Source organism: Paenibacillus sp. Soil787 (genome assembly GCF_001429545.1).
GTDB lineage: Bacteria > Bacillota > Bacilli > Paenibacillales > NBRC-103111 > Paenibacillus_E.
This window is the reverse complement of record NZ_LMSP01000026.1, coordinates 13,454-33,075: the sequence shown is the minus strand read 5'-3', so window position 1 is coordinate 33,075 and position 19,622 is coordinate 13,454. Positions and strand designations below refer to the sequence as shown.

General features: G+C 42.4%; 19 protein-coding genes and 1 riboswitch. Of the genes, 8 read left to right on the top strand and 11 right to left on the bottom strand.

Features of this window, described 5'->3' with window-relative positions; all coding sequences use genetic code 11:
• Nucleotides 1–50: 50 nt before the first annotated feature.
• Nucleotides 51–1,220: an MFS transporter gene (locus ASG93_RS22385; RefSeq protein WP_056835466.1), complete on the bottom strand. Its 1,170-nt coding sequence runs from the start codon at nucleotides 1,218–1,220 to the stop codon at nucleotides 51–53.
• Between the two features lie 139 nt (nucleotides 1,221–1,359).
• Between ASG93_RS22385 and ASG93_RS22380 the strand changes: the two genes are divergently transcribed.
• Together ASG93_RS22380 and ASG93_RS22375 are read left to right on the top strand one after the other, a co-directional pair.
• A complete protein-coding gene (locus tag ASG93_RS22380; protein ID WP_056835465.1) occupies nucleotides 1,360–1,692 on the top strand; it encodes a winged helix-turn-helix transcriptional regulator in 333 nt (110 codons plus the stop codon).
• Between the two features lie 38 nt (nucleotides 1,693–1,730).
• Entirely contained in the window at nucleotides 1,731–2,390 is a 660-nt protein-coding gene (locus tag ASG93_RS22375; RefSeq protein ID WP_056835463.1) for an NAD-dependent epimerase/dehydratase family protein, read from the top strand.
• 417 nt (nucleotides 2,391–2,807) lie between these two features.
• Here the strand turns inward: ASG93_RS22375 and ASG93_RS37230 are convergent, their stop codons facing one another.
• The 3 genes from ASG93_RS37230 to ASG93_RS22360 all read right to left on the bottom strand — a co-directional run bounded on the left by ASG93_RS37230 (nucleotide 2,808) and on the right by ASG93_RS22360 (nucleotide 5,452).
• Entirely contained in the window at nucleotides 2,808–3,266 is a 459-nt protein-coding gene (locus tag ASG93_RS37230; RefSeq protein WP_414858882.1) for a DNA cytosine methyltransferase, read from the bottom strand.
• Nucleotides 3,238–4,035, bottom strand: coding sequence for a DNA cytosine methyltransferase (locus tag ASG93_RS36835; protein ID WP_056835459.1), 798 nt, complete (start codon nucleotides 4,033–4,035; stop codon nucleotides 3,238–3,240). The genes ASG93_RS37230 and ASG93_RS36835 overlap by 29 nt, the downstream gene beginning before the upstream one ends.
• Before the next feature lie 1,027 nt (nucleotides 4,036–5,062).
• Nucleotides 5,063–5,452, bottom strand: coding sequence for a hypothetical protein (locus tag ASG93_RS22360; protein WP_056835457.1), 390 nt, complete (start codon nucleotides 5,450–5,452; stop codon nucleotides 5,063–5,065).
• 241 nt (nucleotides 5,453–5,693) lie between these two features.
• On the opposite strand from ASG93_RS22360, the gene ASG93_RS22355 reads away from it, so the two are divergent.
• Nucleotides 5,694–6,530: a hypothetical protein gene (locus tag ASG93_RS22355; RefSeq protein ID WP_056835454.1), complete on the top strand. Its 837-nt coding sequence runs from the start codon at nucleotides 5,694–5,696 to the stop codon at nucleotides 6,528–6,530.
• A 1,038-nt stretch (nucleotides 6,531–7,568) separates the two neighbouring features.
• On the opposite strand, the gene ASG93_RS22350 is transcribed toward ASG93_RS22355, so the two are convergent.
• A complete protein-coding gene (locus tag ASG93_RS22350; protein ID WP_056835452.1) occupies nucleotides 7,569–7,934 on the bottom strand; it encodes a hypothetical protein in 366 nt (121 codons plus the stop codon).
• A gap of 256 nt (nucleotides 7,935–8,190) precedes the next feature.
• Here ASG93_RS22350 and ASG93_RS22345 point away from each other — a divergent pair, with 256 nt between their 5' ends.
• The 4 genes from ASG93_RS22345 to ASG93_RS22330 all read left to right on the top strand — a co-directional run bounded on the left by ASG93_RS22345 (nucleotide 8,191) and on the right by ASG93_RS22330 (nucleotide 12,583).
• Complete coding sequence (locus ASG93_RS22345; RefSeq protein ID WP_056835451.1) at nucleotides 8,191–9,267, top strand: alpha/beta fold hydrolase; 1,077 nt, start codon at nucleotides 8,191–8,193, stop codon at nucleotides 9,265–9,267.
• A gap of 45 nt (nucleotides 9,268–9,312) precedes the next feature.
• Nucleotides 9,313–9,903, top strand: a complete 591-nt coding sequence (locus tag ASG93_RS22340) for a TetR/AcrR family transcriptional regulator (protein WP_056835449.1) — start codon at nucleotides 9,313–9,315, stop codon at nucleotides 9,901–9,903.
• A 161-nt stretch (nucleotides 9,904–10,064) separates the two neighbouring features.
• Entirely contained in the window at nucleotides 10,065–11,945 is a 1,881-nt protein-coding gene (htpG, locus tag ASG93_RS22335) for a molecular chaperone HtpG (protein ID WP_056835447.1), read from the top strand.
• Between the two features lie 309 nt (nucleotides 11,946–12,254).
• A riboswitch (cyclic di-GMP riboswitch) is annotated at nucleotides 12,255–12,351 on the top strand.
• A 43-nt stretch (nucleotides 12,352–12,394) separates the two neighbouring features.
• Nucleotides 12,395–12,583 carry a hypothetical protein gene (locus ASG93_RS22330; protein ID WP_056835443.1) on the top strand — a complete coding sequence of 63 codons (189 nt, stop codon included), beginning with the start codon at nucleotides 12,395–12,397 and terminating at the stop codon, nucleotides 12,581–12,583.
• A 184-nt stretch (nucleotides 12,584–12,767) separates the two neighbouring features.
• On the opposite strand, the gene nrdR is transcribed toward ASG93_RS22330, so the two are convergent.
• A complete protein-coding gene (gene nrdR, locus ASG93_RS22325; RefSeq protein ID WP_056835442.1) occupies nucleotides 12,768–13,247 on the bottom strand; it encodes a transcriptional regulator NrdR in 480 nt (159 codons plus the stop codon).
• A gap of 108 nt (nucleotides 13,248–13,355) precedes the next feature.
• On the opposite strand from nrdR, the gene ASG93_RS22320 reads away from it, so the two are divergent.
• The gene (locus tag ASG93_RS22320; RefSeq protein WP_056835439.1) at nucleotides 13,356–13,580 is read left to right on the top strand and encodes an alpha/beta-type small acid-soluble spore protein; all 225 of its coding nucleotides are present in this window, start codon (nucleotides 13,356–13,358) and stop codon (nucleotides 13,578–13,580) included.
• Between the two features lie 102 nt (nucleotides 13,581–13,682).
• Here ASG93_RS22320 and ASG93_RS22315 read toward each other — a convergent pair whose 3' ends face one another.
• The 5 genes from ASG93_RS22315 to polA all read right to left on the bottom strand — a co-directional run bounded on the left by ASG93_RS22315 (nucleotide 13,683) and on the right by polA (nucleotide 19,573).
• Complete coding sequence (locus ASG93_RS22315; RefSeq protein ID WP_056835438.1) at nucleotides 13,683–14,261, bottom strand: lytic transglycosylase domain-containing protein; 579 nt, start codon at nucleotides 14,259–14,261, stop codon at nucleotides 13,683–13,685.
• Complete coding sequence (gene coaE, locus ASG93_RS22310) at nucleotides 14,258–14,854, bottom strand: dephospho-CoA kinase (RefSeq protein ID WP_056835437.1); 597 nt, start codon at nucleotides 14,852–14,854, stop codon at nucleotides 14,258–14,260. Before coaE ends, ASG93_RS22315 begins: the two co-directional genes overlap by 4 nt.
• 91 nt (nucleotides 14,855–14,945) lie before the next feature.
• Nucleotides 14,946–15,689 (bottom strand): MntP/YtaF family protein, encoded by a 744-nt coding sequence (locus tag ASG93_RS22305; RefSeq protein ID WP_056835436.1) that lies wholly within the window; start codon nucleotides 15,687–15,689, stop codon nucleotides 14,946–14,948.
• Nucleotides 15,690–15,786: 97 nt separating this feature from the next.
• Nucleotides 15,787–16,647, bottom strand: coding sequence for a DNA-formamidopyrimidine glycosylase (gene mutM, locus ASG93_RS22300; RefSeq protein WP_056835435.1), 861 nt, complete (start codon nucleotides 16,645–16,647; stop codon nucleotides 15,787–15,789).
• Between the two features lie 265 nt (nucleotides 16,648–16,912).
• A complete protein-coding gene (gene polA, locus ASG93_RS22295) occupies nucleotides 16,913–19,573 on the bottom strand; it encodes a DNA polymerase I (RefSeq protein ID WP_056835490.1) in 2,661 nt (886 codons plus the stop codon).
• Nucleotides 19,574–19,622 lie beyond the last annotated feature (49 nt).

Below are 19,622 nucleotides of genomic sequence, written 5' to 3'. Positions count from 1 at the left end.
ACTCGGTTTGAATAATCTGAATCATATCGATGATTTGATGAGGGTACGGATCATTTTAGACTATAACTGGGAACCTTCTTCCCCATAGAAAAACTGACTAAGGCAGCCGCTAACCCGAGCGTTATAACGATGCTTGCCATCCATGGATGATAGAAAACAGTCGAAGTAGCGTTCGCCATCACTCCCCCCGCTCCAGCTCCTACCGCTAATCCCAAATGAATGATGGATGTATTCAAACTGAGAACGAGATTGGATGACTGCGGCGCTTGTTGAATAAAATACGTTTGGATAGCTGGGCCGGTCACGAACATAGAGAATACCATAAGGGCGATTAACACTAAACTCGTGATTAATGATTCGGATAAAAAAGGCAGTAGAGCGAGAGCTGCTACATGAACGATAATACTCAGCATAATGACGCGAGCCGCTCCCCATTTATCAATGCCATAACCGCCAACACGAGAACCGATGGCTCCGAAAATACCGAAAACAAGCATAATGATGCTTACGTTGGAAGCTTTCAAATGAAGGACGTCTTGTATAAATGGCGTCAGATACGTAAATAAAATCGAATTACCCGATTCCCTAAAAAAGGTGAGGAACAAACCGCTTACGATGACCAGACTTCCCAACACTTTAAATTGCTGCCTGAATGGAACCGGAGTGTCCCCCTCAATCTCTGGAAGAAGGCGGAAGATTACGAATGTAATTAACAGGCTGAATATCCCTAAAATAATGAAAATGGCTTGCCAACTCCACAAGTTCGTAATGGCAATTCCAATCGGAACCCCTAAGATCATAGCGCTGCTAAACCCAAGTACGATCGTGCCGATCGCACTTCCTAGTTTCTCAGCAGGCACTAATTTGGCAACCGCACCAAACACTACGACAAGATAAACGCCTGAGCTTACCCCAAGAATAATACGAGAAACCATTAAGACCGAAATCTCTGAACTCCCAAAAGAAGCCAAGCAGCCCAAGATAAATACAAACATGGAACCAAGCAAAACTTTCCTGCGCCCCATCCGGGAAGTAAGTGACACCACAATGGGGGTTCCAATCGCAAACGCAAGCGAATAGGCTGTGATTAGCTGCCCTGCAGCAGCGATAGAAATGTTTAAGTCTTCAGCGATGACTTTAAGAATTCCGGCAACAACCAACTCGAAGGTCGCCGTTAGAAATACCCCTAGGGCAAGGATGTAGATAGATAGTCGATTCATTCGATACATTCCTTTCTGCTATTCCGTTATCGTTTTATTGAAGTATAATAAGGTTACGATAATAATGTAAGAAGGCAAAGTATTTGGACATTATCCAAGTATTTTGACTAACTAACTATAAGTAAGAAGGTGAAGCCATATGGAACCTCTACAAGAAGAAGTACATGACTTCTCTAACATCTGTTCCGTTTTGACAATACTTGGTGCAAAATGGGCATTCCTAGTGATCGCGGAGCTATCTAAAGGCCCGAAACGATTTAAACAGCTTCATCGAGATTTAGTGATCGTCAAGACACAATCCTTAACGGATGTGCTGCGGCATTTAGAGCAGAACGGGATTGTTCTACGTGAAGTAACTCCAACTGTACCCATCATGGTCGAATACTCATTGACAGAAAAAGGAATTGATTTTCAGACCGCTCTCAAAGAAATGGATAAATGGGCCAAGAGATGGGAAAGCATTAACCATTAACGCAAATTCGATACCTTAGAAGTGAAAGGTGTGATAGATTGAACGTCCTTCTTTTCGGAGCTACGGGCATGGTCGGACAGAGCGTGCTGCGCGAATGCCTCCTCGACCCTCAAGTTCAAAGCGTGCTAACTGTAGGTAGAAACACCACCGGTCAGAATCATCCCAAATTACACGAACAGGTTCAAACTAATCTTCTGGATCTATCTGACATTGAGCATAAACTGTCGGGCTTCGACGCATGTTTTTTCTGCCTTGGTGTCTCTTCCGCGGGTATGACCGAAGAGCGCTATCGGGCAATAACCTATGATATTACCATGCATGTTGCTGAGACATTAGTGAGATTGAACCCTAACATGTCGTTCTTCTATGTAACAGGAATGGGAACAGATAGTTCGGAAAAGGGTCGCAGTATGTGGGCACGAGTGAAGGGAAAAACGGAGAATGATTTGCTTAAGCTTCCTTTTAAGGCGGCTTACATGTTCCGTCCAGGAGGTATTCTTCCATTGCACGGCGTCAAGTCCAAGACTAGACTGTACCAGAGCATTTACACCATAACGAAGCCTCTCTACCCTTTGTTAGAAAAATGGTTTCCGAATTCGATTACGACTTCAGAAAAGATCGGACGCGCAATGATCAAAATTGCCAAACAAGGGTATCCAAAATCAATCATTGAGGGCCGGGATATCAATCTCATTTGAGAATTCACTAAATTTACTCAAGGCAGCCGATAATCAATCATTATCTATGAAAAAATAGTCTTCGAACACGTCTGTGTTGTCCCGAAAAGGAACGTCAGTGCACTATTTGGAAAAAATATACCCGAAATCACCCTGAAGAGGAACGACGATGCGTTATTTCGCTGTTTTTTACCTCATGAGTGATCCTATGATCAAATAACGCCCTCACGTTCCTCTCATTCTATTTCTATCGTAGATTTCCTAAAATAAAGAATCGACGTTCCGCTAATTAGTAGTCGGTTGACTTTCGAGCACGAGAGGAGAAGCTCATGGTTACTGCTGATGAAATTAGAAGCATCGCGCTGTCATTACCGGAAACGGAAGAACATGACCATTGGGAAAAGCCTTCCTTTCGTGTACGCAGTAAAATTTATGCGGTTATCCAACCAGATGGTGTTGTACATATTTCATTTTTTCAAGCGTTTCTTCTTTTGATTTTGAAACATCAAGCTGATTTGGAACGTCATTATGAAGACCCTCAAAAGACTGACGAACCGTGCGATATTCATGTGGCTGCAGGACTGATTTAGGTAAATCGATCTTACCCAGCTTGCTGCCAATGATAATCGCCCGATCACGCATTTGAGCACTCCCAAAATCAGCAGCACATAATACACCTGAGGTTATTTCAAAATCGGAAAGAGCCTCATAGATCTCATCTTTGAATTGTCCATTCCCAGCTGTGAGGATGCGAGGAACATTTTCGAGACAAAATATTTTGCAATTTTCATTGGCTTTAATTGACTCAATGTAATGCTTCACAAGGAAATTGTTCGGATTGTCCAAAAAATTGGTATATCGATTTGAATTAGAGAAACCTTGGCAATGGACTTCCACCAATCATCATCGGAGCCTTTCTAATAGTGTTTTTATCGAATTTTGTGATATCTCCATTGAAGATATGTGACCCAATATTGTGCCGATAGGTTTTAACTGCTTCTTCATCAAGCTCGAGAGCAAATACTACATCAAAACCAGATTCAAGGAATCCAAGGTCCATAATGCCTGCTCCGCTAAATAAACTTGCTACTTGAAGCGGCATCTCCAGATTAGCCAGTGCAGGTTGTATATACGATTTTGACGAATCGGATATGCCTGAATTTTCGCTAAAGAAGAGATCCAGTTCGATTTGCTCATAGCCAAGTAATCCAGCTGCTTTTTGGAGCCCTTTTCGTGAAAGGACAATCTCTGCCCTTTTCTTTACAGATAGAATATCGCTAATATCAACGATTTTGCACTTTTGGCCAAATAATTTACTTGCGGTTCGGGCTACCTTTTGGAACGTAGTTGCCTTTTCAGTAACATATCCCTGGACAACTACCTGATCACCGAATATCTCTACCTGGAGATAATCACAGCCTTCAAAGGCAGCTAGTGCAGCCTTGTCGCGAATGTCAATTACTGGCTTAACGCTTTCCTTTAATCGTCGATGAGATACTGTGTTATTTGTTTCCATGTCCGAAGATAATATAATCATCTTCTTCGATCGTTGATCAATAACGTATTTATAATGAGAACCTGGTTGAAATACTATTTCTTGGAGAATTCTGTCTTGAAGATATACTCCTCTTTGTGATACCTTAGCTTGGCGTTTTTTTAGTAGCATAATTTCATCAACCCTTCTCAATTAGTTTTAATGGTTTTTAGTTTTTGAAAACAAAAAAAGCCGAACAGTGTCGATAAATCGACATCATTCAGCTTTCGTTTTTAACATGAATATGAAGACGCAAAAATTACACGTCTTTTTTACGGCTAGACCGTTTGCTCTTGCCAGTTTCATCACCATAAATAAGTGAAGTAGGGCTTTGGCAAATTACCGGAACGCGCGTTAGTCGTTTCCGTTTATGTGCAATCCATTTTCCTGCTCGCGTAATGCGGGAAAATCCTTGTACGGGCTTCAGTCTGAATCATTAATTATTTACAAAAAAATAATGAAGCAGCCTACACGAAAAATACAATTTCATTCTACTTCAATCATGTCTATCTGACAAGGAGCTCAAAGCTTTCTTTCTCCCCTATTAATTTTCTCTATATTGTTCAGCCCGCAATCTTCCTTCTGCCGTGAAATCGACTTTATAATGGCATGTACCTGTATTCGCTGATGGACTGCTGTTCAATGAAAATAAAGTATTAGCTCATTGTAAATAAAGTATTAGACTACGTGGCGTTTTGGCATTTACTCACTAAAGCAAATACAGACATCAAGAAGCTCAAACCCTGTAATTAATTATGCAACACATTTACAGGGTATTTTTTATATTTTGGAGCTGATATAACTTAAGAGTTTGCGGATCAAATCAGTGTGTCACAAGGAACTCTAAGTGATATTGAGTGTGGAATTTGTTCTCCTTCATGAGAACGATTATGCCACTAAGGTTGGACTTTTCAAATAATGGGACACTAGTACTTGAAATTTGAGTTTTTTCGACAAGGATAGGCTAAATATTTTCAATGGGTTTTCATGTTAAGATACCATTTTTTCATAAATATAGTATTTAAGAACCATTTATTTTGAAGTATATTCCTTTTATATATTAAAAATGGTATATTTAGTATATGGAAAAATTACCCATTTAACTCGGACCATTATGACTTGATAGTTCTTCGCCTGCCTATTGTGTAATAGATCTTTATTACTTCTTTATTGGTGCTTTAGTTGAAAGAGTTGAATTTTCATTTGGTTCCTTTACCTCCGCTGGTTGCTTGATTACAAGTAAAACTGATTTCTTTGTTTTTAGGTTTGTCTCATATGTTGCAAGATACGTGTTCCCAACATCTAAAAGATTTTTCGTATTATAACTATCGAGACTTAGTTTAAATGGAACTGCTTTGGAATCATATGGATTTTTGACAATTGTCCAAGGATCTCTATCGTCGCTTCCTATTTCAAGTATTTCAATGTATGAGGTAGTGTTTGAAGTAGGCGGTCGGTAATTTTTTTGATTATAGATAACAATAGCGATGATCAGGATGGCAATAGCAATTGCAATAAGTTGGAAGGGGTGCTTTTTAAAATACTTCATAGCGTTCTCTCCTTTTAACTTTTTGTAAATAACCAAAATTCGGGGGGTGTTGCGAAAAAGTATTTATCGATTTTTCACATAATATTTTACAAAAATTGTATCACAAGTAAGAAATTTATGGTACCCCACACCTAAGAAACAACGCTGTTGATTCATAAAAGTCCCTTGACTTAAAGCTAGAGTCTTCAAGGGAAAGTTAATTCCGAATGGCTTAAATAAATTTAAGAAAGGGTTGAAATTAATGAAAAAAACTATTATTGCTCTTTTAGTTCTTGTTCTCGCCTTGTCTGTTGTTAGTTCTAGTGTGTTTGCAAAAGAGACTCGAAAAGTTTACACCGAAGATCAGGTAAACACCTTATTAACCCAAGCAGGAGTTCCACAGGATGTGCTTAATGGAATGGATGTCGATACAAAGAAATTTATCATCGAAAATTCTGGTGATAATAAATTGAAATTCGTTAACTCAAGTACTGAGAATTTTGTTAGAGATCCTCAAACAGGCAGGTTAGTGAAACAATCTGATTCAAGTTCCATTAAGAATTTCAGTCCGTTGGATTACATTCCTAGTAGTGATTTAAAACTTAATTTGTACCACTTTGTAACAAACTATAGTGGAACAAATATGGATGACATCTATAGTTCATTTGAATGGCTTACAACACCTAGTGCTTCCCCTGAAGGGATTGTTAAAGATAATTTCGGTATAGCAGTTCCAGATGGATGGCAGATTCAATCCGGTAAGTATGCGTGTGCGGTACAAGCTTGGGTGACAAATTCGTGGGGTAATCCAAATAGTTCTCTTTGTAATAATGGTCAACCTGTAGATTATAGTCTATATGGTGCTTCGTGGCAGTTTGGCGGCGGAGCGATCTATACAACATATTATAAGGGGACTAGCAAACTTACTATGGTGAAGACAAATCCTAATGCAGTAAATCGTGTAGTTACAAAATATAGCGAGTCAATAGAAAATAGTTCTGGTAACTATAATGTAACAGTCGCATTTGGTCCAGTCGAAATTCAATATACTCCTTCTACCGGGTCTAATAACGTCGCGTCGTTGGATCTTTCTTGGTAAAACATGGTTCTATTAACGGTGTTAGGTAAACTGATAAAAGATGATTCCTGTGCTAAGTGCAAAACAGGTCTCATCTTTTTTAATCTCTTTTTATATTTGAGTTTGTTGGATTAGTTGGATATAGTGATCTATTTCACATTCCAGTTGCCTATTTAAGATGAGTGTAAGAACGTGATACGAATATATACTAAGGAAAGGATCAGCTTGAAAAGGCGAAAAAAGGCGAATTAAGTCTGTAAGAAGACAATCCCCAAGTGTTGGCAGTCTAATACTTTATTTTTCTGAATCCCAGAATTTTTATATTCTACAGATAATCAGTCTAACACTTATTTATCATAAGCTGACGATTTTCCAACTTAGAAACCGCGTCAAATCAACAACTCCAGTCTAATACTTTATTTTCATCTAACAACTGCATAACATCACAATTTCCGTTTCCGTCGTTTCGTCACACTTCCACTTTCTAATTAGATGGGCAGCTTGGAGCCCCCATTTGCGACCCTCAGAGTCAAAGCTTCCATTCACCCAACCACACCATTCACTAGCTCACTGCGCTCTCTGAGCGGCTTTTTTTCAAGCAGCGTCAGGGATAATCCCTCTTTTCTTTGTTGTAGGCTTACTTCGACCAAAGGATGGTTTTGGACAAGCGTTCAATTTGAAGGTTATCTTTTTTATCATACCGCTGATGAAAAGGGCATCTCAAGTTGTAAATAGGGTTCGCACAGATCTTCTAAGCTTTTTAAATACGTGGCAGTGAATGCTAAGCAGTATTCAGGGTGCCAATCTACTGGAGCTAGTTCTTGCCGCGGTGTCAGAATAAACTTAAACTTTCTACTCAGAAAGCACGTTATTGCATCAGAAGAGAAAAATGGAAACTCAAGAATAATAGTTGAGGCTGAGCCTAATAAGTGAAACAATTGTGATGGAAATCTTTGAAACAATTCTTAATGAATTTATTTTTTTCTTTTCGGACAAACGAGCGGTCGCGCCTATAGCAACACATTCCACATCTTCTTGTACAATATCGTTAAGGTCCTCCTAGGAACTATCTTTGCTAAACACCGGGATAGGGCTCAAACCTTGTTCTTTCATATATTGAAAATTGAGTTTTGTTTCCTGCGGATCGTTCATATTATCTAAAACGATATACCCGTATAGGAGATCCTTATATTCTCTTATAAAGTCGCAGTACTCTTCGACTCTTAATGGTTCAATTTGCTTACCTTCTTTAATAGCCTGGCTAGCAGAAAACGCCCCACTGTCTAAAAGCACATAAATACCACCATGCTTTTCGCTTAATTCTCTAAAAATCTTGTCCCAGTTTTTTTTGCCTCTCACATAAAAATATGAAACTAGAAAGAATTTTTGTCCATTACTTGTGTCATTCGTGATTAAAACGACCAAAGAGGATCAAGCAGCTTACACCATGATGGATCCCGATGTTTATCAGATGCCAGACAGCTTCCAAAACATGGGTAGAAGCTAAAACAAGACTAACTTACATACACAGCCTGTTGATAGCCAAGCGTTTTTTGTTGTTTCCACATGTAAGGGCTAAACAAAAACCTATTGACTGTTGATTGAAAAAGATTTAAGCTACAGATAAAATATTTCAATGAATGAATTATTCATTCATGATATAACAAGGTGAGGTGCACGAATGAATAAAAAACATTTAATTTGGGATCTGCTCCTACGAAAGCTAAATCAGCGTAAAAATGCTAAGAAACTTAACTTCCATACACCAAACGGCATCGCCCTGGAACGATTCATTCAGATAGGAGGCATTGATCAATGGATTACCATTCGCGGTGAAGATCGGAATAAGCCCGTTCTGTTCTTCATACACGGAGGTCCAGCATCAACTTATACCGTCTTCTCTCCATTGCTGCGTTCATGGGAGAAGTACTTTACCATCGTCCAATGGGACCAGCGCGGTGCAGGGAAGACGTTCCGAAGGAATGGTGTGAATGGGAGCGGAGAAATTACTTTTGACAGTCTCGCAAATGATGGGCTCGAGGTTGCCGAATTCCTATGTAAGCATCTCAATCAAGAAAAAATTATTCTTGTTGGCAGCTCTATGGGAAGCTTTATTGGTGTCATGATGGTTAAGCGCCGACCAGACCTCTTCCATGCTTATGTCGGAACTGATCAGAACGTTGGCCCAGATCCGGATCATCTATCTTATCAGATGACTCTAGAAGGACTTCGCGCTGCTGGGAACAAAAAGGGCGTGCAGGCTATCGAGAGAATTGGATCCGACCCCTTGAAGTGGAGCCGCAAAGACTTCGATGAAAGGAATCGATGGATCATTAAATCTACCACAACGGTTCCTAATATGATTATGGACATCATGCTGCCTGCTATTCTATCGTCGCCAGGCCACACCATACGTGACATTATAGACATTTTCAAAGGTATGAACTACTCCTTGGACCTTCTTTTTGATGAACTCATGACCTTTGACATCCGCAATCTCGGGTTGGAATTTGACATCCCATTCTTCATCTTCCAAGGTGATACGGATTCCATGACACCAACCGCATTAGCCCAAGCCTATTTCGATGATATTAGAGCTCCTTTCAAAGAAATAGTTCTTATCCATAATGCCGGCCATCTCGCTGCTTTTGCCCGGACAGAGCAATTTCTAGATGAACTAAGGATGAGGCTAAGTCCGCTTGTAGACTCGGCAAGCAAGAAAGATGATATTTCACTTCATCTTGTGAAGCCTATATAATAAGTTTATTGAAATGTCATTATGCAGATCGGAGATTGACGACCATTGTCCCCATTAAATGAACAACAATTGACTCAGATTCGTGATGATCGCAGAGAACAAATTAAGAAAGCCGCTCTTACGGTATTTGCCCGCCATGGAATCGCAGGAACCAAAATGAGCATGATCGCGGCAGAAGCTGGCATCAGTCAAGGCCTCTTCTACCGTTACTATAGCTCCAAGGACTCGCTATTCACTGCTCTCGTTCAAGAACTCATGGAAGAAGCAGGCAAAGAAATTGTTTATATTACACAAATACCTGGCACTCCGATGGAACAAATTAAAGCGTTGACTAAAGGAATGCTGGATGAAGACAATAAGCATGCCTTCATGCTTATTCAACAGGCACGAAAAACGGATGATGTACCCAAAGAGGTCAAACAAGCCCTTGAAAAGCACTCGCCGAATGTTCTAATTGATCTTCTAGTCCCAATATTTATCAAAGGGCAGCAAACTGGAGAGTTCTCTGAAGGTGATCCTAGGGAACTGTTATCGTGGTATTTTAACATCATCAATAGTCTGATTATGCAGGAACAGGAGAATGAAGAATATGGGTTCCCTAGCGTTGATATCCTCATACGGATTATAACGAAATAACTCATTGTAATAGAAATAAAGATTTGCCCAAAGTTCATATCGAATGAAATATTGACAATAAAATTTAGGAGTGTTATAAAAGTAAGGAATGGCACTCAGCAACTGAGAGTGCTAATAATCATCTCTGACTAATTTCTACATATTTGAAAGGAGATCTCCCATTGGAAAAGAAACAGTTTCAAGCCGAATCCAAACGCTTATTGGAAATGATGATTAACTCGATTTATACGCAAAGAGAGATATTTCTAAGAGAGCTTATCTCCAATGCCAGTGATGCTATCGACAAAATTTACTACAAAGCTTTGACCGATGACACGTTGGTTTTTGACAAAGATAGTTATTTCATTAAAGTGATTGCCGACAAAACGAATCGCACACTTACACTGCGTGATACGGGTATTGGTATGACGAAGGAAGATTTGGAGAATAACCTGGGGATCATTGCGAAGAGCGGATCTTTGGCCTTCAAAAAAGAAAATGAAGCAAAAGACGGTCACAATATCATTGGCCAGTTCGGTGTTGGCTTCTATTCAGCGTTTATGGTTGCAGATGTCGTTACGGTTATTAGTAGAGCTTTAGGCAGCGATGTTGCTTACAAGTGGGAGTCCACTGGTGCTGAAGGCTACACGATCGAAACGGCGGAGAAAGACACAGTGGGCACGGAGATTATCCTGAAAATTAAGGATAATACGGAAGATGAGAGCTTCGATGAGTACTTAGACGAGTATCGTTTAAAAGCGATCATCAAAAAGTACTCCGATTTCATCCGTTACCCTATTAAAATGGACATTACCGGAAAAAGGCTGAAAGAAGGCAGCGAAAGCGACTTCGAGGATTACCAAGAAGAGCAGCATGTCAATAGCATGGTTCCAATTTGGAGAAAAAACAAAAGTGAACTGACTCCGGAAGATTACGAGAAGTTCTATCACGAAAAACACTACGGCTTCGACAAGCCGCTCAAACATATTCACGTTAGCGCAGATGGCGCCGTGGTCTATCAAGCTATCCTCTTTATCCCGGAAAATATTCCTTTTGACTATTATTCCAAAGAGTATGAAAAGGGCTTGGAGCTCTACGCTAATGGCGTATTGATCATGAACAAATGTGCGGACCTGCTTCCTGACTATTTCAGCTTCGTTAAAGGAATGGTTGATTCCGAAAGCCTATCTCTCAACATTTCCAGAGAAATGCTGCAGCATGACCGTCAATTGAAGCTGATTGCCAAAAACATTTCGAGCAAGATCAAAGGCCAGCTGCAAAGCCTGCTGAAGGACGAAAGAGAGAAATATGAGCAATTCTACAAATCCTTCGGCAGACAGCTCAAATTCGGTGTCTACAGCGATTACGGAAGCCATAAGGACATCTTACAGGATCTGCTGATGTTCCACTCCTCCAAGGAGAAAAAGCTGGTTACGTTGGATGAATACGTAGCAAGAATGCCGGAAGATCAGAAGTACATTTACTACGCTTCTGGTGAATCGATGGAAAGAATCGATAAGCTTCCACAAACAGAGCTTGTCACTGATAAAGGCTATGAGATTTTGTATTTCACCGATGATATCGATGAATTCGCGATCAAAATGATCATGACCTACAAAGAAAAAGAGTTTAAATCCGTTTCAAGCGGCGATCTTGGTATTGAAGTGGATGACAACCAAACGGAATCCGATGCTGACAAAAATGACAACAAAGAGCTTTTCGATTATATGAAAAATCTGTTGTCAGGCAAAGTTTCAAACGTAAAAGCTTCCAAGCGTCTCAAAAAACACCCTGTGTGCTTATCGACGGACGGCGATGTGACGATCGAAATGGAAAAAATCTTAAATGCGATGCCGAATAATCCTAACGTGAAGGCTGAGAAGGTACTGGAAATCAACGTCAATCACGAAGTGTTCGCATCCTTAAAAGACGCTCTAAACAAAGACAAAGAGAAGCTGAATCTTTATACAGCCCTGCTGTACAATCAAGCGCTCTTAATCGAAGGTTTGCCTCTTCAAGATCCAGTTGAATTCACGAACGATATCTGCAAAATCATGGTTTAATTTGGTTAAAGCACTACAACGATGACACTGTTGTAGTGCTTTTTTTATACGATCAACCACTCTTATAGTCTGGAAAGGTTTCCTTTACCTCATATTGTTTCTTCGAATCCGAGTTTGCATACACATATGCCAATAAGCGATCTTGATCAATTCCGAGAGAGCTAGCAACTTTTACGATATCTAATTCATAAGATATGCTTGGAATTTGTTTGGGCTTGACGGACATATGCTTCAACCATCCTTCGAATAATGTAATTAATGGAAACTCAATCCGTAAATATGATATAGTTTTCTTATAAACATAAATCGGTACGATAAAGGCAAAACCACTGAAAAGTGGTGACGCAAAGCTACAGGGACTAACATGGCATTCTATGAATGTCCAAAATGTCAGCCAGCTACCGCCTCCGTCCGATTGTATGTAGAAAGACTAGGAGGGAACAAAGAAGATGGGAAAAATTACGGTGGATGGTAAAATGAGTTTGGATGTACAGCAATTAATTGATAACTTGCATCTTCCAGAAAGTGATCTTTTAAACATGTTCTCCTTTAAGTTTGATAACAACGTTTTAACTCAAGATGAAGCTATTCGGTTTATTCATTTTCTCAGAAGTGAACTCGACAAACGCACTCAATAAAGGAATTATGCACGAAAGCATACAAAAATACAGTCGGTTGATGTCTAAAGATTTATTTTTTTCAAATAAATTTTAATCGCATGGTTGTTGATTTGACGGGAAAAACTAAGAAAAGACAACGGGAATCCCGCTGTCTTTTTCTTAGTTTTTGTCATATTTAGAGATTAAATGATTAATTTTAGCTTTATTTATCCCGGAGCAGTCCGGTGTCATGCTTTCCCAATATTTGTGTAAGCTCCTTCAGGAACATATTTATGTCCTTAAACTGTCGGTATACGGAGGCAAAGCGAATGTACGCCACTTCATCGACGGGGTACAGCTGTTCCATGACGATTTCTCCAATGCTTAAACTATCCACTTCAGCATGAGCCGTGGTGCGAAGCTGCATTTCAACTTCCGATACCATCATCTCAAGCCTCTCCATCGATACCGGCCGCTTCTCACAAGCTCGAATCAAGCCTCTTAATACTTTCTCTCGACTAAATTCTTCCCTACTTCCATCTTTCTTAATCACGATTAACGGCGTTTCTTCCACCATCTCAAATGTAGTGAATCTTCTCGCGCATTTCTCACATTCTCGACGACGACGAATCGATTTGTTTTCATTGGCTGAACGTGAATCAAGAACTTTCGTACCGGAATAGTCACAGAACGGACACTTCATTCGCTATCTCTCCTTTCTCTTTTTTGATCTATTACCATATGTTACATGTCATGAACTTAGGAGATATGCACACAATACTATTACCAAACGACAAGGAGGTGAACAGACATGGGCGCAGGACAAAACCGTAGCAGCAATACTTTAGTTGTTCCTCAAGCTAACGCAGCCTTGGATCAGCTAAAATATGAAGTAGCACAAGAGCTTGGTATCGCCATCCCACAAGATGGTTATATGGGTAATATGGCTACTCGTGATGCTGGTGCCATTGGTGGTAACATCACTCGTCGCTTAGTACAAATTGCAGAGCAATCCTTGGCTGGTCAATTCAAGTAATCTTGGATCCTAGCTACTGAAGCTCAAAAACAGGGAGTATTGGACTCTAAGCCCCCACAAGGAGCTAGTCCAATGCTTCTTTGTTCATGAAGAGGAGGAATCCTAGTTCTTTATCCCCCATTGCTCCGAATATAGCTTTGTGTATTTCTCGTAATAATAGAGCACCCGCTGCACATAATGACGTGTTTCTCCGAATGGTATTTGATTAATATGTGCTTCCGAACCATCCCAAATGTCATTTTGTTTCCATTTATTCACATTCCCTTGACCTGCATTATAAGCTGCAATCGCATAAATTAAATTACCATTATAATGCTTCTTTAGCCAGCTCAAATACCAAGAACCAAGATTAATATTTACGTCCACTTTTAATAAATCTTCCTGCACATGAGGCCCTAAATTCGTAGATTCTACAATCCACTCTGCTGTGTCAGGCATAAGCTGCATAAGGCCTAACGCACCTTTTCTTGACTGCAAATGATATTTGTAATTCGTCTCAACCTTAATAATCGCAGCAATTAAAAATGGATCTATATTGTGTTTCGCCGCGCTCTGCCTAATTTCCTGCTCAAAGTAGATCGGGTACAGCTTTCTTCCGATAAAATCACTATTCATAAAGAGAACAAGAACAAAAAAGACAAGAAGCAGGGCAAAAACTCTTTTTTTACGTAAAAAGGTCATGAAAGCCCCTTCTCTAGCCAAAACCGCTCCACTTCAGCGTTCGTTTCTTCCCATGTACCGCTGTTATCAATGACAACATCCGCGTATTTACGTTTCTCCTCAATGGACATCTGAGCTTCAATGCGATTATTCGCCGCACTTTCCGTCAGTCCATCTCTTTGCATAAGCCGCTCCAACTGGATAGGACGCGGCACATAAACAACCATAACCTCATGAAACATGTAGGATAAATTAGATTCGATTAATAAAGGGACATCGACCACAATAAGTTTGTCCGGGAACTGACGTTCATAGGCTCCCATCTGTTCTCGTATTTGTGCACGAATTGGCGGATGCAGAATACTCTCCAGCTGCTTACGCGTTTCGGTATTCCCAAAGATGATCTCGCCAAGCTTCTTGCGATGAAGTGAGCCGTCTGGCTGAAGAACGGCTTGTCCAAAATGTGCAGCAACCTGTTCAAGAACAGGGCTGCCGGGCTCAACAACATCGCGGGCTATCTTATCCGCATCTACTAATAGGGCGCCGCGGCTGACCAGCATGGCACTAACCGTGCTCTTGCCGCAAGCGATTCCACCTGTTAACCCGATATTCATGGGCAGATCTCTCCTAATCGTTTTCCACTCGGAAAACTTTCTCATATCCCAATGATTTACGAAATGAATGACTTCCTAGTAAAAAGACATGCTACAACATCTTCAAAAGACCCATGATAATGAGTACACATCCCGGAAGTACAGACAGTTTCTTCATCCAATTCATCTCCGAATATCGTAAACCAAACCGCAAACCAATTGCAATAAATGAACCACTTGATATCGAAATGACGGAAGCCGTTAACAGTGGAACGAAACCAATTAATGCGGCGCCAATGCCTGCACCGAACGCATCCAAAGATAGCGCCAAACCAAGCAATGTAGCCTCTGAAGCTGAAATATTACCCGATTTGTCAACGTCTGCAATGGATGGGGTGCGCAAAATCTGAATAACCAGTCCAAAGCGTTTCAGCTCGATATTGAGTATTTCCTTCGTTCGCTGCAAAGTATCAAACGTTAGAATCTCTCCAGAACCAGGATGCTCCCCCTCTGATGAAGGAAGAATACCGCTTATTGTCGCTTGATCTACAGATGAGATTCCCTCCCGTTCCTGATTCTCTTGCGACTTTTGTTGTCTCGTTTGTACCAATGCCCAGATGCCAATCCCGATCAATACAAGAGCACCGATACGCTTAGCTACCAAGGGAGACATGAAGGAAGACATCAGTACACCGATCTGCATCGAGCTGTAGATAATGATACCTGACCAAAGCGATATAATCGCAATGGATAGGAACGGAATTCGTATTTTACGTAATCCATACATCACTCCGACGCCGAAGCCGTCCAAAGAAACTGCGAAAGCAAGAATAAGTAGTGAAACTACAGGAAGCATAATACCCCTCCTAAGAGTTTTACCTAGAAACTAGCTTGTAAGCCGTTTATCTAGGCTAAGTACTCCTTATCATATGGGAAGGGCAGGCTTCACGTGCCTATTTCTCTAACTTCTTTCGGGTTCTCGTCTTCTTTAACGGTTGACAGGTTGGGCAAATATGCGTACCTCTGCCACCAACAACGGTCTTATAAATCTCGCTCCCGCATGTTTTACAGGCCAGAGACTGTCGGCCATAAATGTTCAGTTGATGCTGGAACAAGCCAATTTCGCCTTGTCCATTCACGTACGATTTAATGGAGGATCCTCCCACTTCAACCGATTCTCGAAGTGTACGAATGATGGCGAAGTGAAGGAGTTCGAGCTCCTTCTTGCTCAGTGAAGAGGCTTCGCGTTCGGGATGGATGCCAGCCAAGAAAAGGGACTCGTCTACATAAATATTCCCGATTCCCACAATATATTCTTGATTGAGCAGCAGCGGTTTAATCTTCGTCGAGCGATGAGCGATCCGGTCTCGAAAAGCCTCGAAGGTGAAGCCTTCATCCAGCGGCTCAAGTCCGAGCTTATGCAGCGGAGGCTGCGTGAGATCTTCCCCCTTGGGGAACAGATGCATCGTTCCAAATTGCCTAACGTCCTTATAACGGAGCTCGCTGCCATCAGTGAAGCGGAACAACACATGGGTGTGCAGCTCTAACGGATCTTCACCGTTATACAGACCGTACCGTCCTTCCATCCGCAGATGCGAAACCATGACGTAATCGGTAAGTATGAAACGCAGAAATTTCCCTCTGCGTTCTATGGTCTCAACCGTCTGACCTTGCAGCAGAAACTCAAACATATGAATATCGTCCGGCTTTTGGATGATGCGAGGCAGTCTGACCTGAACATGCTCAATCGTTTTACCGGTGATTAAATTGTTCAGAGTACGTCTGACCGTTTCGACTTCGGGTAGTTCAGGCACGGATGTTCACCTCTTTTTGTGTGATGTGACTAGATGTAAAAAGTGCAGCAAATTTCACTTGAACTGCTTCCAGTTGGTATGCTAACTGTATTTTGTACATCAAATAGCGGCATTTAAACTGGAATTGGGCATTATTTGCTTTATTTGCTGCACTTTTTACATCATCTCTCTTGAAAAACGCCGATTCAAGTTAAATTAGATGTACTTTTTACATCAAGCTTCCTACTTCAAACTTCAAACATATTCCTTACGAAACGATCATTACTTACTTTGCATCGTACCAAGTAAGGCCGAAGTCAACATCTGCGCTCAACGGGACATCCAGCTTAAGGGCTCCAGCCATGACTTCCGGCACTACGCGGCGCATGGTCTCCAGCTCCTCTTCTGGGACTTCAAAGACGAGCTCATCGTGTACCTGAAGCAGCATGCGGCTTTTGAGTCCATCTTGTTTCAAACGGTCAGCCATCTGGACCATGGCTAGTTTAATGATATCTGCAGCCGTACCTTGAATCGGCGTATTCATGGCTGTTCGTTCCGCAAAGGAACGCAGATTAAAGTTCGAAGCAGTGATCTCGGGCAGATAGCGGCGGCGCTGCAGCAAGGTCGTGACATAACCGTCCCTGCGAGCATCCTTCACGATCTCATCCATATATTTGCGAACCCCTTGGAATACAGCAAAGTACTGTTCAATGAACTGAGCTGCATCCCTGCGAGTAATGTCTAAGTTCTGGGACAAGCCGTAGTCGCTGATGCCGTAAACGATCCCGAAGTTGACGGCTTTGGCCTGGCGGCGCATGTTCGCGTCAACGGCGCTCTCTTCCACCCCGAAGACGTCCATGGCCGTCTTCGTGTGGATGTCCATATTCTGAAGGAATGCTTCCTTCAGATTGTCATCCTGCGAGATGTGCGCCAGCACGCGCAGCTCGATCTGCGAGTAATCCGCAGCAAGCATGTACCATCCTGGCTCGGATGGAACGAATACCTTGCGGATCTTACGACCTTCCTCCAGACGAATAGGAATATTCTGGAGGTTCGGGAACTGGCTGCTGAGCCGGCCCGTGGCGGCAATCGTCTGCCGGTAATAGGTATGCACCTTACCGGTCTCCGGCCGCACCTCTTTGAGCAGCCCCTCGACGTACGTCGATTGCAGCTTCGCGAGCGAACGGTAGTTCAAAATCTCCCCTACGACTTCGTGGTAGGGCGCAAGGCGCTCAAGCACCTCGGCATCCGTCGAGTAGCCGGTTTTGGTCTTCTTCCAAGCTGGCAGCCCCAGCTTCTCGAACAAGATCTCGCCAAGCTGCTTCGGCGAGTTGATGTTGAACTCTACGCCGGCGAGCGTGTAGATGCGGATCATGATCGCATCCAGCTTGCTTGCAAGCTCCACGCCGAACGCTTTGAGGCCCTCGGCATCGAGTGCGATGCCGCGCAGCTCCATCTCCGCGAGCACGCCCGCGAGAGGCAGCTCTAGCTCGTAGAAGAGGCTATGCATCTCGCTCTTCTCCAGCTCTTCGCGCAGCACCGGCACGATGCGCGCGGTGGCCATCGCTTTGCGGCCCAAGTGATCGCTAAGCGCAGCAAGCTCAGGCAAGCGGAACTTCGCTCCCTTGCCGAATACTTCCTCGTCCGTCTTGACGCCCGGAAGCCCGTACTTGCCCGTCAGGCCGCTCAAGCTAAGATTCGAGTCTGTCGGATCGAGTAAGTAAGCGGCCAGATGAGCATCGAAGTCCACACCTCTGAGGTGGACGCCTTGCCAGGCCAGTACCAGCTGGGCACGGTGCTGGTCGAAGAGCTGCTTCTTCTTGGAATCATCGCTTAGCCAAGTACGCAGCGGCTCGCCCGCTTCACTCTTCAGCAGCTCTATGGGCACGAAGTAAGATGTATTCGTTTCCCCATCAAACGTAAACCAGACTACGCCAACCACCACAGCTTGGTGCGGATTTTCCCCTACAGCCTCAACATGGATCGCTGCGTTATCGCCTATTTTGCCAATCAGCTCATCCATGTTGTCTTTCGTTACAACAACCGCATTCATACTCTCGACAACTTGTTCCTCCGCTATGCTGTTTGGCCCGAAATCCATCTTCTCCAAGAGGGATTTGAATTCCAGCTTGCGGAACATACTGGATAAAGCTTGTCCATCAAAACCGTCATAACGGAAGACATCCCACTCCGTTTCCATCGGCACCTCACGGAAAATGGTCGCGAGTTCTTTACTCATAATGGCACTTTGTGCATGCTCCTCGACTTTTTCCTTCATTTTGCCTTTGAGGCTTGATGCATTAGCAAGCACTTCTTCTACGGTTCCAAACTCATGCAGCATCTTGAGTGCCGTTTTTTCCCCAACACCCGGAATGCCTGGGATATTATCCGACGTATCGCCCATCAACCCTTTGAGGTCGATAATTTGCGCAGGCGTGAGGCCATATTTCTCTTTTATTTCTGCAGGATTATACAGATCAACTTCGCTAATTCCTTTCCGTGTGATCGCAACGGTCACATGATCGGAAGCCAGCTGCAGCATATCCTTATCTCCCGAAACGAGAAGCACCTTCTCGCCTCTTTCATCGGCAGCCTTAGTTAAGGTTCCAATAATATCGTCAGCCTCATAGCCTGTCAGCTCAAACTGAGGAATCTTGAAAGCTTTAAGCAGCTCTTTGATCAGCGGAAACTGCTCGGAGAGCTCAGACGGCGTTTTGGCACGTCCTCCCTTATATTCCGTATATTCTTTGTGTCTGAACGTAATTTTCCCGGCGTCGAATGCAACGAGAAAATGCGTAGGCTTTTCTTCTTCTATTAATTTCAGCAGCATCGTTGTAAATCCATAGACCGCATTCGTGTGTAAACCACTGGAATTACTGAGTAAAGGTAAAGCATAAAAAGCTCGATTCGCGATAGAGTTACCATCAATAATAATTAGCTTATCCATAAGTTCGCACCCCGATTTTTGACATACTTCCTTCATCATAGCATACGAA